Below are 15,994 nucleotides of genomic sequence, written 5' to 3'. Positions count from 1 at the left end.
GATTTGATTTTTTATTTTAACCATTTATAAGGATGATTTATGAAAACCACACCACTGGCTGAAAAACTACCAAATACCATTGACCCTAGCTTGGATCTTGAACAAGTAAAAAAGGAATGTCAAAAGTTGGTCAAAAAACGTGCCAAATATTCTGCTGGTGTTGCCATCGTTCCTGTACCATTTTTTGATGTCGCAGTAGACGCAGGTATGCTTACTCAACTATTACCTGACATTAGCGAACGATTTGGCTTACTTGAAGACCGTAAGGCGGCAGTTGATTTAGAATCACGAGCCATTCATTGGGGTGCATTAAAAGATCGTACTGTCGATTTTGCAGGGTTGATGGCGACTCGTGGTATTGTTAAAAAGACCGTACAAGGCTTTGGTGGTCGTATCGCTGCCAAACAAGTAACGAAATTTATCCCACTAGGGGGTCAAATGGTTGCTGCTACAATGGGCTATATGATTTTCAAAAAAATCGCCAATGACCACATCAATGAGTGTTACAAGCTTGCAAAAGATATTCAGCAAAAGCAACACGGTAAAAATGTCTAAAACAGTTAAAAAACTGACATTAACTTTATAAAATAAAACCAGCTAAGAGCCATTGCCTTAGCTGGTTTTTTTGTGCTGAGTTACGTATATATGGGTTTGAATCGGCTGCTTTGCGCAGAATGCTATTAAGCTAAATAGTATTTACAGTAGAAAATAATAAATACGCTACCCAAATATAGCAATACTTCATGAATATTTCACCTCTCTCAGTTAATGAACTCGTTAAAGGAAGATAAATTTTATTCATGGATTCTTGTATGCTGCACTTTAGCGTAGATAGTTATGAGCTCACCTCAACACTGATACTGCTATTGGGTTGCATCATTCTTTTCATCGCCAGTATTTCGGCGGCATTTAATGACCGTTTTGATGATTGTTCGTGGGAACACCTCACCACTTGGTTATTTATCGTCGGTGGTTTATTGATGATTGTCGGCTATATTGGTTATAAAGCCTATGCATATTATCACCCTTATGCGTGGCTGGATTGATAATGTCAATCCTTTATAAAAATGGCTTAATTCTGTGCTAGTAGTAGTTAATGATGTCATGCACTAATTTTGCTGATAATATACGACCTGCTGGGAGAAAATACATGTCAATTAGCAAACATCAACTCGTACCAAATGCCAGTTTTTATTAAGCATAAACCTTAAAACCTATAAAAATCTTAAAGGATCAGACCCATGAAAAAAATCTTAATATCAACGGCTATGCTCGCTACCCTCGCTCTATCTGGATGCACAACGACTGATGGCATGAATAATAATGCAGGTACTGCTATCGGTACTGCCAATGAGATTGGTATGAATGTCTTTAAATCAGCGATTGATAACCAATGCCGCAGTCAGATTGAAAAGCAAAGTGCATGGCAGGTTGCTAGTATTGCGATGACTGATGCTCAGGAAGAAACTGTTAAAACCAACGTCTGTGGCTGCGTTAGTGAGCAAGCGCCGCAGCAAGTGACACTCGTTGAATTGGGCAATGCTGCTATCGATTCGCAATATCGCACACAGCTGGTCACGAAAGTCGTCGCAAAATCTCTACAAAGCTGCTATACCAGTTTTATGAAATAAAATATGATATATCTACTGATGTACAGTAGATATAGTTGTACAACATTCAAGTTTTAAGACATTAAAATAAAACCATAAAAAGGGTGCGTTATAAATAACGCACCCTTTTTATTGCTAAGTCTTTGTACCATCCACTTATCTTATTAACTTGGCTTAGAACTTGTTTTTGTCAACTGGACTCTGTGACAGCGCTGCTGTAAAAGGCAGTATTTTGCTGCGACTAAAATACTTAGAAGAGCTATCAATAATCTTGTCTACTTCTTTGATCAAATCATTAATAACGTCATCATAAACGCCATGATATAATTCAGTTTCGAATGCCGTAAAGGGATGCTTACGTGATGCCGAGCCGACCTCTGTCACGCCTTGCTTACTATAAAAAATATCGACTCGACCATCACTGTTGAGTACACAATTTAATACTCCGCCCTCTAGCTCCATCTCTACTCGCTCAGGCATAAAAATATAATCATCTACATTGATGAGTTTTTTTTCTACTTCTCTCTTAAAAAATGATTTGATATCAAACATGGATATATCCCTGACCTTAAAATTATAATATACGTTAGCACGCCTGAGTTTACAGCCACTGTCCAGCATGTAATCTACTGCTTGTTCGTTCGTGCTTTATGAATCAATACTATAATATGAAGTGATATTTTTTAAGACAGGATATGTAAAACTGCGTTTGATGTTGGTAAAAATAGAATGTTAGCTGTAGCTCCTTTATCCTATTGCAATAAAAAAGGGAAGCTGTGCACTAGGGCGTGTCCCCTTTTTTAATGATGGAACTACTCTATCTGGCTTAATCACACCCAGCCTTTCTCACGAAACGATTTCAACACCTCAACAAACACTGCCATCTCATCAGCTCTGCCAAGCGTCAAGCGATTAAAGCCAGTGATAGGCGCAAACTCGCGACCAACAGCGATGCCATGGTCGCACATTCTATCGATATAGGTTTGTACATCGCCTTTGATTTCGTGAAATATAAAGCTGGCTTGTGATGGTAAATAGCGTAGTCCAAGCTCATCCAACGTCTGCTCAACCAGCTGACGCGATTGATTGGCAGTATACAAACTCAACGCCAAAAACGCCTCATCATCCAAGGTTGCTATCGCAGCGACAGCACCAGACAGATTAGTATTATCCACTGAGATAAACGCCTCTAGCTCAGTGATCATTTGCGGACTGGCAACTGCATAGCCGACACGCATACCCGCTAGCGCACACAGTTTGGAGAAAGTCCGAACCACGATAATATTGTCTGAGCGCTGCTCTCTTATCCACGTGATCCCACTCTCAAAACTTGGGTCAGTGACATATTCTGAGTAGGCTTCATCTAGCAAGAAATAATGATGGTCTGGTGCCGTTCCTACCCACGATTTTAACTCATCTGTGTCAGTAATCGTCGCTGTAGGATTGTTGGGATTGCAGAGATAAAACAAGCTTATACCATCAAAATCATCAGCCACTTTTTGCATATTTTGTAAATCAAAAGAATAGCTTTCAGGCATCAGTGCTACTTTTACCACGGGCACATTGATAGAGGTTGCATACATTTCCGCATAAGCAAAGGTTGGGTGCGGCACAATTACTTGAAAATTTCTGCCTTCCCTTAACGCTTTGTTTTGCAGCATTTGTACGACGGTGCGGATATTCTCACTGGAGCCGCTGCCTAGAGATATTTGACTTTCAGTCACGTCATTAATTTTCGCAACTTTAGTGATTAAGGCTGCACGCTGGTCATCTGGATAACGAAAGCCGATGTCTAAAGCATCGATAACCGCTTTTTTGGCAGAGTTTGCCATGCCTAATGAGTTTTCGTTAGAGTTTAATTCTATTAATGGATTGGTAAACACAATAGTAATACGCCTAATTGATACCCATACCAAATATGCGATGAACAATGTCAAACTCGCTCAGCCAGCGGACGTAGCACTTGCGCTCGTCTTTTTTGCTACTCTGATTATTTAGTAGGGTTTATATATGGATGGTGAGATGCATTCGGATAATAATGGTTATGGTAAGTGGCATTTACCCTGATTACAAGCGCTCTGAGCGATGAAACTCGTTAGCAGCTGTTATGAGTATGATGCTCATTTATTGATAGTATCCGTTAAATAAAAAAGAGCCACCCTATAGGCAACTCACTTTGTAAAACTCTTAGCATTTTTGCTAATACTAGGGCATGTCCTCATTTTAAAAATGGTGATAAACATGAGATAAATTGCCGTCAAACAAGGAAAGTAGCGCAAATAATATCGAGATATTAAGAAACTATTTGACGATGTTTGGCAAAATTTAGCCATTTTTAGCCCATTTAGCAAGTAATCGATTGAATTGAGGACACGCGCTAGTCTTGCTAGTTTATCGATATTTCAAATTAGCAATTTTTTAATGCACTACTTAGACCCAGCCTTTTTCACGGAACAGCTTTAATACTTTAATAAATGCTGCCATCTCATCAGGCGTGCCAAGCGTCAAGCGATTGAAGCCTGTAATAGGTGGAAACTCGCGACCAACCTTGATGCCATGGTCGCGCATTCTATCGATATAAGTTTTTAAATCACCTTTTATCTCATGAAAAATAAAATTGGTCTGTGAGGGTAAATAACGCAATCCAAGGTCATCTAATATTGTCTCAATCATCTGGCGCGACTGATTGGTATTGCGCAAACTTAGCGCTAAAAACTTGGCATCATTTAACGTCGCAATAGCAGCAACCGCACCTGACAAGTTGGTGTTGTCCATAGACATAAACGCTTCGACACTCTCAATAGCTTGCGGGTTAGAAACTGCGTAGCCCACTCGCATACCGGCTAAGGCACATAACTTTGAGAAAGTATGGATAACAATAAGATTGTCTGATAACCCTTGTTTCACCCACTCAATACCACTCTCAAAGCTTGGATCTGATACGTACTCCAAGTAAGCTTGGTCTAATAAAAAGTAATGGTTGTCTGGCGCCTTACTTACCCAAGTTTTAAGCTTTGACGTTGATGTAATGATGCCAGTTGGATTATTTGGATTGCAAATATAGAGCAGGCTGATGCCATCAAAATCGTCAGCTGCTTTTTGTAGTTCATCAAAATCATAATCATAGTTTTCAGCGGTTAATGGTATCTTGACCACAGGCACGCCAATGGAATTTGCATACATCTCTGCACAATCAAACGTTGGCACAGGAATCACCATTTGAAACTGCATGCCCTCTTTTAATGCTTTGTTTTGCAACATTTGTAAGGTAGCTCGAATATTTTCAGTCGAGCCATTGCCTAATGAGATTTGGTTTTCTGCCACACCATGGATGGTGGCAATTTTGCTAATGAGCGCCGCGCGTGGATTATCTGGATAACGAAAGCCCTCACCTAAAGATTCTATAATGGCTTGTTTGGCAGAATCTGCCATACCTAGTGAGTTTTCATTCGCATTTAATTCTAAGAATTTATTATTTTTCATGATGGATTATGTGCCTCAACGTCCGTTGTTATAAGTTCATATTGCTCATTGATGTCATATTAAGGGGCATTTAGTATAAACACAAGTTTTGATATGACCAATTATTAGTTATTAATAATCTCGAACAAAAGCGAGGTTGTTTTGCTGATAAGAAGACCATAAAAAATGTGAGCTGCGCCATTAGCAACTCACCTTTTTGTTAGATACTCACTGATATTAACGGCAGTTCAAATAACCATCTAAATCAAATGCGCCTTTAACTCTAGCACTTTATCACGCGTTTTCGCCGCATCTTCAAACTTCAAATCACGTGACATCTGCTTCATAAGCTTTTCAAGACGATTGATTTCTTTCGCCAGCAAATCAGGACTGCGTAAGATGCTAATATCGACATCAGGCAGATTGCTCTTGATTGGAATCACTTGATTGTCATTGGCATTCTGATCGTCACCTGTATCGATTTTATCCGTGATACTGCGACGCGCCCCTTTTGGGGTGATGTTATGCTCAAGGTTAAATGCCACTTGTTTTTCACGGCGACGGTCGGTCTCGTCTATCGCCTTTTGCATACTGTTAGTGATGCGATCCGCATACAGAATGGCTTTACCATTAATATGACGCGCAGCACGACCAATGGTCTGAATAAGTGCACGCTCAGAACGCAAAAAGCCTTCTTTATCGGCATCAAATATCGCGACCAATGATACTTCTGGCATATCTAAACCTTCACGCAATAGGTTGATACCGACCAATACATCATGCACGCCAGTCCGCAACTCATGAATAATCTGCATACGCTCAACGGTATCGATGTCCGAGTGCAGATAGGCCACTTTGACATCGTACTCTTTCAGATAACTGGTCAAATCCTCTGACATACGCTTGGTCAAGGTGGTAATCAGCACGCGCTCATCTTTTTCTCGGCGCTTAGTAATCTCTGATAACACATCATCGACCTGCGTCAGTACAGGACGAATCTCAATCTCAGGGTCAATCAGACCCGTTGGACGCACCACTTGCTCGACCACTTGCTCACTATGCTCAAGCTCATATAATGCAGGCGTGGCACTCACATAAATAGTCTTAGGCTTGATACGCTCCCACTCTTCAAACTTCATCGGGCGGTTGTTCATCGCGCTTGGCAGACGAAAGCCATAATTGACCAAGTTCTCTTTACGTGATCTATCGCCTTTATACATCGCGCCGATTTGCGAAACGGTGACATGCGACTCATCAAGGAACAGCAGTGCGTCTTCTGGGATATAATCAAATAAGGTCGGCGGTGCTTCTCCTGATGGACGACCGGAGAGATGCTGCGAATAGTTCTCGATACCATTACAGTAGCCAAGCTGTTGAATCATCTCAAGATCATACTGAGTACGCTCTTTAAGACGCTGTGCTTCAATCAGTTTATTATTGTCACGGAAATACTCCAGACGCGGCTCTAGCTCAGCACGGATGGTATGACTGGCCGCTTCTAGTTTATTACGCGGCGTCACATAATGCGATTTTGGATAGATAGTAATACGTGGCACGCTACGTACCGTCTTACCTGTTAATGGATCAAACCAAGTAATTTTCTCCACTTCATTATCAAATAAATGCACACGTACGGCTAGCTGCTCAGATTCAGCAGGATAAATATCTAATAGCTCACCGCGCAGACGATACGTACCACGCCCAAAGTCCAGCTCATTACGTTCATATTGCATCTCGACCAGACGCTTAATCGTCGCAGTACGGTCTATTTTGTCACCGACTACAACGTGCAGCAGCATTTTCAGATAACTTTCTGGATCACCCAAACCATAGATACAAGATACTGAAGCGATAATAATCGCATCGCGACGCTCAAGGAGTGCGCGCGTGGCTGACAGGCGCATCTGATCGATATGATCATTAATAGCGCTGTCTTTTTCAATAAAGGTATCACTCGCCGCGACATAGGCTTCCGGCTGATAATAGTCATAATAACTGACGAAATACTCAACGGCATTGTTTGGAAAAAACGACTTAAACTCACCATATAACTGCGCGGCAAGCGTTTTGTTATGTGCCATGATAATGGTTGGACGCTGCGTCTCAGAGATGACCTTTGCCATGGTATAGGTCTTACCCGAACCCGTTACACCCAGTAGTAACTGCTCATCCATACCAGAATTAATACCGTTGACGAGCTTTTCAATCGCTTGCGGTTGATCGCCTGCTGGCTCAAATTCGGTGATCATCTCAAAAGCACGACTTGATATTTGCGTCCCAGACGCATTGACACCACTAATTTCAGCTTCACCTTGGAGCTGAGTGGCCAATTGGTTTAACTGACGCGACGAGCGCGGTTCAGGCATTCGCATAATGGCTTTCTTCTTCTGAAGGTTTATAACAATGTGGGGTCTAAGCTAGGGTTTTTAAAGGTAATTAAGGGTTTTATGTTGTCATCTTCTCTTAAAATATTAGCATCTAGATATGACGTCACACGCCCTATTTATAACGAATAAATAGTACCTTCGTTATAAAAAACGCACACAGCAACTACTAAACTTACAAAGCTTTTCATGATTAACAAACTCATTACACGACCACCTAATAAAGCCTAACGCTTGAGGCTTTCAATCTTCATTTAAGCTGCTATTATTTATAACGAATCAACAAGTAGTTCATCAGTAAGATACCAATAACAACAAATGAGATTTTCATTAAAATAATATACATAACGGAGTAGAACATGAGAGAACGTTACGCAAGTGGAATAGATGATGCAACCGCAAAGAAAATGATCGACTTATTGAACGCTAATCTAGCGAATCTCATTGATTTGAGTATGGACAGTAAGCAATGTCATTGGAATTTGCAAGGTACTGGCTTTATCGGTGTTCATCAATTATTAGATGATACTTATGGTCGCTTGACTGAAGCTTATGATACGGTCGCTGAGCGTATTGTTATCCTTGGCGGTAAAGCCAATGGTATCTCTAAACGCGTCGTTGAGGACTCTATCTTAGAGACTTACCCTACTGATATCACTGACGTTGATCAGCATGTTCGTGAGCTTACCAATCGTTATAAGACCATTGCGGCATCATTGCGTGAAGGGATTGATGCTGCTGGTGATGCGGGTGACGAAGATACCGCTGACTTATTAACGGAAATAAGCCGTACGGTTGATAAAGATGCATGGTTCATAGGTGCCAATGCACCAAAGAAATAATATCTTTGTACTCAAACCAGTTATAGCAATAAAACAGGTATATCAATAAGACAGTCTATATCAGCAAAAAAGGTCACTTTTATAGTGACCTTTTTGTGTGTACTAACTTATGTGTAATGATTTATGTGTAATAACTTTAAGATTCACGCTCAGAAACGGGCTTTAAAATAGTTAAATTATCAGTTATTAGCTGTCAGTTAAAAAACACCTTGGATTATTTGTTGCATCTGCGGTAAAAGCTCATCCAGTTGCGCCTCTATCTCACTGGTATCATCAGGCAAGGATTGCTGTAAAAAAGCGGCGGTAATTTGTGGTTGCTTAGCAAGAATACTTTGCCCCATTTCTGTATCATAAAAATCAATTTGAGCATCAACTTCCGCTTGCGTATAGTAAGTTTTTGCCGCGTTAATATATGCTTGCGTCAACGTCTGCTTGTCAGTGGTATCGCCGATAGTATTGGTCATTATCTTGGCATATTGACCTAGCACTTTTTGAATCTGCTCTTGTAGCGCCTGTTGGCGTTTATTTAAGTTACCATCACCTACTGACTCAGTACGATTTTGCGTTTGTACATTGATAGCATTAATAGCCGCTTGTTGCCCGTTAACGATAGATTCTATTTGCTCATCAATGTGCATCACTTCCATCAGCTTAACGATAGACTTATCTGTTGGGGAAATATTATTATTCATAAAAGCGGTATTGTTAATAGAAGCGCTATTCGCACTTATTCTATTGATACTTACGCTTTGCTGTTGAGCAGACCCATTATGAATTACCAGCTCAGCCTGTGCTTGAGTCAGACTGGCTACTGCGCTAATAGTGACAACGGCCATACTTAATGAGCGAACCATGATTGAACGCCCAACAGGGCTCTCTATAGCAGACTGAAGACTTAGTTTCATATTAGTTTCTCTTTATCAGGCATCTTGGTTATAACTATTGGGTAAGCTCAAAGTTTCGGCATTGGGTACAGATAATGTCAGGATAGCTTCCTGAAATAAAGGATTCGCACGGAACTGACTTTCAATAATTTCGAATTTTTGGGCAATCTCTTTTTCTTTTTGATTACCAGCGATATCGACTGCCGCCACCATAAATATCTTTTTGGGTCCCACCCACTCCAAATGTAAGTACGACACACTATCTATATCTGGATGATTGAGTAACTCGCTCAATGCATAGCCATGTATCCTCTCTGATACTTTATAACCGACCAAAAAGTCACGGTTACGGCTAATTAAAAAGATGGCTACCGCACCCAATAATATTCCGACAATGATAGAGCCGAGCGCATCCCAAAACGGCTGTCCCGTATAAGCATGCATACCCATGGCAGCAGCAGCGACAACCAAGCCAATGACAGCTGCCAAGTCTTCAAAGAATACGCCACGTAAAGTTGGGTTTGACGTATCGACCACATAGCCAATGGCGCTGACATTTATCGCTTCACCATGCTTTTTACTTTGTAAGTAAGCTTGCCCTAATGAAAACCCTTCGAGCACAAACGCAATCGCCAATACAATGAAACCGATGGTATAGTTGGTCTCGCTTTCCGCAGCATTCCACTCGGTGATACCAGTATAAATGGAGACAATCGAACCTGCCATAAAGACACCAAAAGCGGCAATCATCGACCAGACATAAGCTTCTTTGCCATAGCCGAGGGGATGGCTTTCATCAGCAGGTTTGATCGCCTTTTTCTCGGCGACGATTAATAAGGTACCGTTACCTGCATCTGCCCACGAATGCGCTGACTCTGCGATCATAGAAGCAGAACCCGTCATAAATGCTGCTACCGTTTTGGCAATCGCGATGATGATGTTGGCTCCAACGGCAATTAATACCGTTACCAATGAAGCGGAATGTTGCTGGTCTTTATTGGTTGTCGACTTAGCAGAATCGTCTAATACAGAATGAGAATTACCATCAGAAGTGGCGTCTGTAATGAGCGTGCCAGCGCCTCGAGCACGACTATTATGCGGCGCTGGCTGATGAGAAATAGGAGCGTGTGACTCGGCTTCCGATGGTTTTAAGCTCATAATAATCTCGATATAGGCTTTTTGAACGCAGATATGTATTTAACCAGATCAATAGACCCTATATTGAAAGCCGTTTAACTGACTATACAAGGTCTATTCCTCTTAACGATCATGAGAATTAGCCAGCTCACCAATCATATCTCCGATATCACAACTGGGTCGATGCGAGCTTTCCAGACGCAGGTTTTTACGCTCTAGTGCGGCATCGGCGCGGCATTGCTGCATGGGATTTTTGATATCAAGTGGCGGCGCAGGGGTGGGCTTGCCATTATCATCGATAGCGACCATCGTAAAATAGCAGCTGTTGGTATGGCGTACAGTACGGGCTCGAACGTCTTCTGCTTCGACGCGAATGCCGACCTCCATTGAAGTATTTCCCACATAATTAACACTTGCCGCAAAGGTGACCAATTCGCCAACATATATAGGCTCACGGAACATCACTTGGTCGACAGACAGCGTCACCACATAATTGCCGCTATAGCGACTGGCGCAAGCGTAAGCGACTTGATCTAGCATCTTAAGCAAATCACCACCATGCACATTGCCAATAAAATTCGCCATATCAGGCGTCATGAGTATCGACATATATAGCTCATGATTTAATGGGGCTTTTTTGGCAGTCGAGCTGGTATTGTATTGCGGCATAAAAATCCTTGAATGATTTAGGGCGTGTTGATAGTAAGTATCATTTATACAGCAGCTCACAAGAGAGCACAAACAGCACTCTGTCATTGAATGGTCTAGGTTATGTAAATCTTAAGCTATTTAACTTTAGCTCAACCAATGAAAACGATAAGCAAGCCAAGCAACAATGGCGCTCACTGAACCTGTCAAGATACCGCCCCAAGCAAAATCAACCAACGCTGTATCTAGTGTAAAACCTTTGTACAACGCTAAACTGGTAAAGTCATAAGTACCGTAGGCCATCAGCCCTATCAAGCCACCAAGCAAGAATATATGACCAATCGAAGCGCCTGCTTTGATTTGTGGATATAAAATCAAAATACAGAGAGCCAGTAGATAAAACATATAGAAAACACCAGCAGCAATCATGTTTGGCTCATCGGCAAGCAGATGCCCGATACGCTTTTCATAAAATAAGCCAGTCATGGTCTTGAGCCAAACTGCGTCAATACCCAAAAATATAAGCACAGCAGCCAGATATATAAATACATAACCCATAACCACATCCTTTTAATTAGCGTTTTTTAATCCCAGCTTATTTCCATCAGCGCTTGTTAAGTCAGTGTTTGTTAAGACACTACCTGTTGAAACGCAACTTGTTAAGACGCTATGTTTCGTTTGGAGGCGTCTTGGCCATCACCGTTGTTGGCATTACCGCTTTCATGAGAATTCATAATATCGTGAATCAGGCGGCTGCTTTGCTCATCGGTCAGAGTGTCATGAGAAGACAAATCAGAGAAATGCATCACATCAATATTATCCGGCTTCACTGCGGTCAACTGTACCACGCCGATAGTACGCTCTAAAAATCCACCTTCGCAGTAGCAAAAGTAAAAATCCCACAAGCGAATAAAGGCATCATCATAACCAAGCCTCTTAATTTCTTCACGCTGTGCCATAAACGCCGCACGCCAGTCGCGCAAGGTATGAGCATAGTCAAAACCGTAATCATGTAGCTGCTTGATAACCATGTCGGTTTGTTTCGTAAACTGCGTATTTAGCTCTTGATTAGACAGCAAACAACCACCAGGAAAAATATGCGTCTGAATAAAATCAACTGAATTAACATAATCTTGGTAGTTTTGATCGTTAAAAGTAATCGCTTGCAGCACCATCAGCCCTGTGGGTTTGAGTAAGCTATTACATTTGGCAAAAAACGTCGGTAAGTACTCGTGCCCAACGGCTTCAATCATCTCGATACTGACTAGCTTATCGTACTGCCCTGTCAGCTCACGATAGTCTTGCTTCAGCAGGGTAATTTTATCAGACAGTCCTGCCGCATCGACTCGGCGCTGCGCCTCATCATACTGGGCATCAGAGATGGTCGTCGTCGTTATGTGACAGCCATAATGTGTGGCGGCATAAATAGCAAAACCGCCCCACCCTGTGCCAATTTCTATCACATGATCATCAGGCGTCAATTGTAATCGCTGGCAAATGAGCGCCAGTTTATGCTGCTGTGCTGCGCTCAGTGATACATCAGGCGTACGATATACTGCTGCTGAATACATCATCGTATCGTCCAAAAACCGCTGATACATATCATTGCCCAAATCATAATGCGCTAAAATATTAGACTTGGCACCAGACTGATCATTGCTACGTAGCCGATGCTTCGCTTTTTCAAACGCCTTACTCACACCTGCAAAGCGATTTTCTAATTTATTCAACACCGCCAAGTTACGCGCTGCCAACCGAATCAGCCCTGTCAAATCGTCCGTATCCCACTCACCATTGATATAGCTGTCTGCTAGCGCAATAGAGCCGCCAAGCAACAGCTGCCGATATACAGTAGGATCATGAATCATCAAGGTAACGTGTAGTGAATGGCGGCCCACTGCCGAACTGCTCGCGACACTATCGGATACTTTACCGAAGCTGACGGTATTATGTGCTTGCTCATCGAATGCTTCGACTATAGTCAGGCTACCAAACTGGATATGCGCTAATGCGCGGAAGATGAGTTTTCTTGCCAATTGATTCATTCCCGCACTGACGGGCTGAAAAATGGCGCGCTCATTGACGACTTTACTCATCTGTGCGGTCAATTTTCCTAATGTTGAAACGGGTGCTCGGTCGGTTGGTCGTGCTGACATCGTATATTCATCCTTGTTTAAATACTCTATGCTTAAGCGTTAAGCTGATAAATTTCTTTGGCTGATCGTTAGCCCTTAAACGATCAAAGAATATCTTTTGGAGTCGGTGCTTTGTTCTGTTGGCTATCGGCCAGTTTTTCATCATAATGAATATAAGGCACTTTTTTAATCGCATAAAGCTTGAAAGCATGCCAATAAATACGGGTTACAGAGGTCATGTTCATTAGCGGATTTTTTCGCAAACTGTTGCGAATCGTTGTGGCGGTCATTGGAACGCCAGCCATTTTTATACCCGTTTTTAATACCTCACCGCGCTCATCGCTGATATCGATAGCAATACGAACTTGCAAGCAATTATCCGGCTGCTTTTTTACCTTAACCTGCCAACGATATAGCTGATCGACCGGGTTAAAAGGTGAGACATGAAAATCTTTATTATGACAAAATTCAGTATTCGTGCCATTGAGTGTAAACCCATAATAATGGCGCTTATCCCACGGTGTATTAGAGACTTCAGCCAATAAATGCGAGGGCATCTGCTGCTCATCGAAACCTAAGTAAAAATTGACTGGACTAAAATATATGCCCGCATTGCGGCAAACGAGCATCCCAATAATATCGCCTGTTGGCGCACTACCCGTTTGCTCAGTAAACGTTTGGTTTAAGCGATGATTAAGTGTCTGAACAGAATTTGAACGACAATTATCATGCTTATCATGCTTACCACTCATTGAGAAATCACTTAGGCTATTTGACTCTTGTAAAGGTAGACCTTGTAAGTAATCATCAGGACAAAACTGCTGCAAAGCTTTTTTCTTTGCTGAAAATAATGGTAATCCTTTGACCAGTCGCCCTTTTGAAAGCAACTTTTTTAAAAGCTTATTTTTGCTACTAATACCTGTACTTACTTCAGGAAGCTCCAGCCCTTTAGCCAATGCGCTGATATTGATGCCCCAATAACGGTATGGATACGCAAATTTATGCACACTTGGCAGTAACCGACTGTGCCAAGTCGTCCCATGGAACAACTGATGGGGTAACAGCTTATTAGGCGTGTCGGTTTCAATAGACATAACATTCTCTTCAATAGTGTTCGTTGATTTCACTGCCAAAATCACTGCACGTTATGACAACCAAATAAGCGACGCTTTCGCTTTGATTCATCACTTTTAACAGTCGGTTGTAAACGTTCAATGTACTCAATCAACTCCTGGTTGGTGAGCGCCGTGACCACCTCACGCTTATTAAGTGTGCGCAATTTGCTATCTGCCTTTACCGGTAGGTCCTTATAACGAAACGGCGTATGTGCGCTCTCGGCATCAGGCAGATGAGCCGGATCAACCTCGTCTTTTATGACAATATCATGACCGAGCGCCTGGCAGACACGTAGACCGCTACGTACACCATCTTCATGAAAACCATTAAACCAATAGGCACCGCAAAAATGTGTGTGCATGCCGTTACCAGAGATACTCGACCATATGCTTTGCGCCTCAATCATCGCTTTATCAAACACAGGATGGCTATAATCGATGCGCTTAATGACGTGCTTATCGTCAATATTTTCATGAACGGTTTCTGGATTCAGCGTAACCAAATAATTGTGTTTTTTGGTCAGGCGTTGCAGAATATTCATGTGATAAGTCAGCACTGGTTTTGCTGATATTTGCGCTTTTTGATTTGCGAGACTCTCATCAATCAGATAATTCCAGCTGGCCCATGCCAACGGCTTGTTCGGTAGGACACTGACATCGGTATGCAGTACGGCGGTATTTTTGGTAAAGCGAAAATGTCTGAGCACCTCATTTTCATCCTTACTGGCGTCTGTTAAAATTTTGAGCGCGGTGTCTGCATGACAAGCAAAGATAACTTCGTCAAATACCAATTTTTCGTTCAAGCTTTCGATATTGTTGTCAGTAATGCTTTTATTTTGAACCGTCAATAATACTTGCTCACCATCGCGAACCACAGACTGTACGGGACTGTTTACTCTCACCTTACCGCCCGCTTTGATGAAGCGTGGAATCAACTTATTGACGTACTGTTTTGAGCCACCTCTAATCGTAAACCACTGCGGACGATTAACCACATCAAGCAAGCCGTGATTGTCAAAGAACTGTGCAAAAAACACCAGTGGGAAGTCTTGCACTTCATGCAGACTGGTTGACCAAATGGCAGAAACCATTGGCAGCAAATAGTTATCTATAAACAGCTTGCCATAACTTTTTTCTGTGAGATAGCTGCCCAGTGTTTGCTCAGTAAAAACACTAACATCTTGCCCTTTAGTACGTGCCATTTCATAGTCTTGGCGTAGCTGCTTGATATGCTTATTGAACTGTAAAATATCTTTGATAAATTGCCAAAATTTTGGATTGAAAACATTCTTACGCTGCGATAATAAAGTATTGAGCGTGTGACCATTGTATTCAAAATGGCGCGTTGTATTCTTTACCGAAAAGCTCATGTCAGTCGATTGAAACGGCACTTGCAGCTCATGCAGTAGCCGAAAGAAATTGGGATAAGTACGCTCATTAAAGACGATAAAGCCAGTATCTATGGCACTGTTTTCCACATTGCTGCTTTTTGCTTTTTTGCCATCTTGTAGCGCCACATCGATGGTATTTACATGCCCGCCAATATAATCATTAGCCTCGAACACTGTCACTTCATGTTGCGCCACCAGATAATGAGCGCAAGTCAATCCTGATACACCTGAGCCAATGATAGCAATACGTTTTTTAGCTTGAGCGTTAGTCGTCTGTTTTGAGAGGCTGCTGGCTTCATGAGAGACTGTCTCTAGGTTCTTACGTTTACGGTGGTTAAACAGCATTGATGCGTTCCTTTCCATATTTTTAGTAATTTTTTTTAACA

Annotated in this window: 15 protein-coding genes; 4 read left to right on the top strand and 11 right to left on the bottom strand. The window is 41.9% G+C overall.

Going from position 1 to position 15,994, the window contains the following annotated elements; genetic code table 11:
• Positions 1–39: 39 nt before the first annotated feature.
• The 3 genes from JMY05_RS02430 to JMY05_RS02420 all read left to right on the top strand — a co-directional run bounded on the left by JMY05_RS02430 (position 40) and on the right by JMY05_RS02420 (position 1,631).
• Complete coding sequence (locus JMY05_RS02430; RefSeq protein WP_055123847.1) at positions 40–555, top strand: hypothetical protein; 516 nt, start codon at positions 40–42, stop codon at positions 553–555.
• A gap of 257 nt (positions 556–812) precedes the next feature.
• Entirely contained in the window at positions 813–1,046 is a 234-nt protein-coding gene (locus JMY05_RS02425; protein ID WP_045445299.1) for a hypothetical protein, read from the top strand.
• 195 nt (positions 1,047–1,241) lie between these two features.
• Positions 1,242–1,631, top strand: a complete 390-nt coding sequence (locus JMY05_RS02420; RefSeq protein ID WP_045445296.1) for a hypothetical protein — start codon at positions 1,242–1,244, stop codon at positions 1,629–1,631.
• Positions 1,632–1,784: 153 nt separating this feature from the next.
• Here JMY05_RS02420 and JMY05_RS02415 read toward each other — a convergent pair whose 3' ends face one another.
• From JMY05_RS02415 to uvrB, 4 genes are all read right to left on the bottom strand, one after another.
• Complete coding sequence (locus JMY05_RS02415) at positions 1,785–2,162, bottom strand: hypothetical protein (protein ID WP_045445293.1); 378 nt, start codon at positions 2,160–2,162, stop codon at positions 1,785–1,787.
• 278 nt (positions 2,163–2,440) lie between these two features.
• Positions 2,441–3,493, bottom strand: coding sequence for a pyridoxal phosphate-dependent aminotransferase (locus tag JMY05_RS02410; protein ID WP_227678081.1), 1,053 nt, complete (start codon positions 3,491–3,493; stop codon positions 2,441–2,443).
• Between the two features lie 547 nt (positions 3,494–4,040).
• Entirely contained in the window at positions 4,041–5,093 is a 1,053-nt protein-coding gene (locus tag JMY05_RS02405; protein WP_045445287.1) for a pyridoxal phosphate-dependent aminotransferase, read from the bottom strand.
• A 239-nt stretch (positions 5,094–5,332) separates the two neighbouring features.
• Positions 5,333–7,444 (bottom strand): excinuclease ABC subunit UvrB, encoded by a 2,112-nt coding sequence (gene uvrB / locus JMY05_RS02400; RefSeq protein WP_045445284.1) that lies wholly within the window; start codon positions 7,442–7,444, stop codon positions 5,333–5,335.
• Between the two features lie 371 nt (positions 7,445–7,815).
• Between uvrB and dps the strand changes: the two genes are divergently transcribed.
• Positions 7,816–8,298, top strand: coding sequence for a DNA starvation/stationary phase protection protein Dps (dps, locus tag JMY05_RS02395; RefSeq protein ID WP_045445281.1), 483 nt, complete (start codon positions 7,816–7,818; stop codon positions 8,296–8,298).
• A gap of 197 nt (positions 8,299–8,495) precedes the next feature.
• On the opposite strand, the gene JMY05_RS02390 is transcribed toward dps, so the two are convergent.
• From JMY05_RS02390 to JMY05_RS02360, 7 genes are all read right to left on the bottom strand, one after another.
• Positions 8,496–9,203 (bottom strand): DUF2059 domain-containing protein, encoded by a 708-nt coding sequence (locus JMY05_RS02390; RefSeq protein WP_201614088.1) that lies wholly within the window; start codon positions 9,201–9,203, stop codon positions 8,496–8,498.
• A 15-nt stretch (positions 9,204–9,218) separates the two neighbouring features.
• The gene (locus JMY05_RS02385) at positions 9,219–10,340 is read right to left on the bottom strand and encodes a cation diffusion facilitator family transporter (RefSeq protein ID WP_201614086.1); all 1,122 of its coding nucleotides are present in this window, start codon (positions 10,338–10,340) and stop codon (positions 9,219–9,221) included.
• A 102-nt stretch (positions 10,341–10,442) separates the two neighbouring features.
• Entirely contained in the window at positions 10,443–10,988 is a 546-nt protein-coding gene (locus tag JMY05_RS02380; RefSeq protein WP_045445278.1) for an acyl-CoA thioesterase, read from the bottom strand.
• 126 nt (positions 10,989–11,114) lie between these two features.
• Positions 11,115–11,525: a DUF2177 family protein gene (locus tag JMY05_RS02375; RefSeq protein WP_055123835.1), complete on the bottom strand. Its 411-nt coding sequence runs from the start codon at positions 11,523–11,525 to the stop codon at positions 11,115–11,117.
• A 101-nt stretch (positions 11,526–11,626) separates the two neighbouring features.
• Positions 11,627–13,123 carry an SAM-dependent methyltransferase gene (locus tag JMY05_RS02370; RefSeq protein WP_201614084.1) on the bottom strand — a complete coding sequence of 499 codons (1,497 nt, stop codon included), beginning with the start codon at positions 13,121–13,123 and terminating at the stop codon, positions 11,627–11,629.
• Positions 13,124–13,206: 83 nt separating this feature from the next.
• Positions 13,207–14,196 carry a DUF1365 domain-containing protein gene (locus JMY05_RS02365; RefSeq protein ID WP_045445275.1) on the bottom strand — a complete coding sequence of 330 codons (990 nt, stop codon included), beginning with the start codon at positions 14,194–14,196 and terminating at the stop codon, positions 13,207–13,209.
• Positions 14,197–14,237: 41 nt separating this feature from the next.
• Positions 14,238–15,953 carry an NAD(P)/FAD-dependent oxidoreductase gene (locus JMY05_RS02360; RefSeq protein WP_045445272.1) on the bottom strand — a complete coding sequence of 572 codons (1,716 nt, stop codon included), beginning with the start codon at positions 15,951–15,953 and terminating at the stop codon, positions 14,238–14,240.
• Between the last annotated feature and the right edge of the window lie 41 nt (positions 15,954–15,994).

This window comes from Psychrobacter sp. JCM 18902, from assembly GCF_904846615.1.
Classification (GTDB): domain Bacteria; phylum Pseudomonadota; class Gammaproteobacteria; order Pseudomonadales; family Moraxellaceae; genus Psychrobacter.
This window is presented reverse-complemented; position numbering and strand designations above follow the sequence as displayed.

Excerpts from the sequence above, each read along its gene's own strand:
- JMY05_RS02430 (WP_055123847.1), top strand. The coding sequence starts at position 40 with ATGAAAACCACACCACTGGCTGAAAAACTACCAAATACCATTGACCCT.
- JMY05_RS02425 (WP_045445299.1), top strand. The coding sequence starts at position 813 with ATGCTGCACTTTAGCGTAGATAGTTATGAGCTCACCTCAACACTGATA.
- JMY05_RS02420 (WP_045445296.1), top strand. The coding sequence starts at position 1,242 with ATGAAAAAAATCTTAATATCAACGGCTATGCTCGCTACCCTCGCTCTA.
- JMY05_RS02415 (WP_045445293.1), bottom strand. The coding sequence starts at position 2,162 with ATGTTTGATATCAAATCATTTTTTAAGAGAGAAGTAGAAAAAAAACTC.
- JMY05_RS02405 (WP_045445287.1), bottom strand. The coding sequence starts at position 5,093 with ATGAAAAATAATAAATTCTTAGAATTAAATGCGAATGAAAACTCACTA.
- uvrB (WP_045445284.1), bottom strand. The coding sequence starts at position 7,444 with ATGCGAATGCCTGAACCGCGCTCGTCGCGTCAGTTAAACCAATTGGCC.
- dps (WP_045445281.1), top strand. The coding sequence starts at position 7,816 with ATGAGAGAACGTTACGCAAGTGGAATAGATGATGCAACCGCAAAGAAA.
- JMY05_RS02390 (WP_201614088.1), bottom strand. The coding sequence starts at position 9,203 with ATGAAACTAAGTCTTCAGTCTGCTATAGAGAGCCCTGTTGGGCGTTCA.
- JMY05_RS02385 (WP_201614086.1), bottom strand. The coding sequence starts at position 10,340 with ATGAGCTTAAAACCATCGGAAGCCGAGTCACACGCTCCTATTTCTCAT.
- JMY05_RS02380 (WP_045445278.1), bottom strand. The coding sequence starts at position 10,988 with ATGCCGCAATACAATACCAGCTCGACTGCCAAAAAAGCCCCATTAAAT.
- JMY05_RS02375 (WP_055123835.1), bottom strand. The coding sequence starts at position 11,525 with ATGGGTTATGTATTTATATATCTGGCTGCTGTGCTTATATTTTTGGGT.
- JMY05_RS02370 (WP_201614084.1), bottom strand. The coding sequence starts at position 13,123 with ATGTCAGCACGACCAACCGACCGAGCACCCGTTTCAACATTAGGAAAA.
- JMY05_RS02365 (WP_045445275.1), bottom strand. The coding sequence starts at position 14,196 with ATGTCTATTGAAACCGACACGCCTAATAAGCTGTTACCCCATCAGTTG.
- JMY05_RS02360 (WP_045445272.1), bottom strand. The coding sequence starts at position 15,953 with ATGCTGTTTAACCACCGTAAACGTAAGAACCTAGAGACAGTCTCTCAT.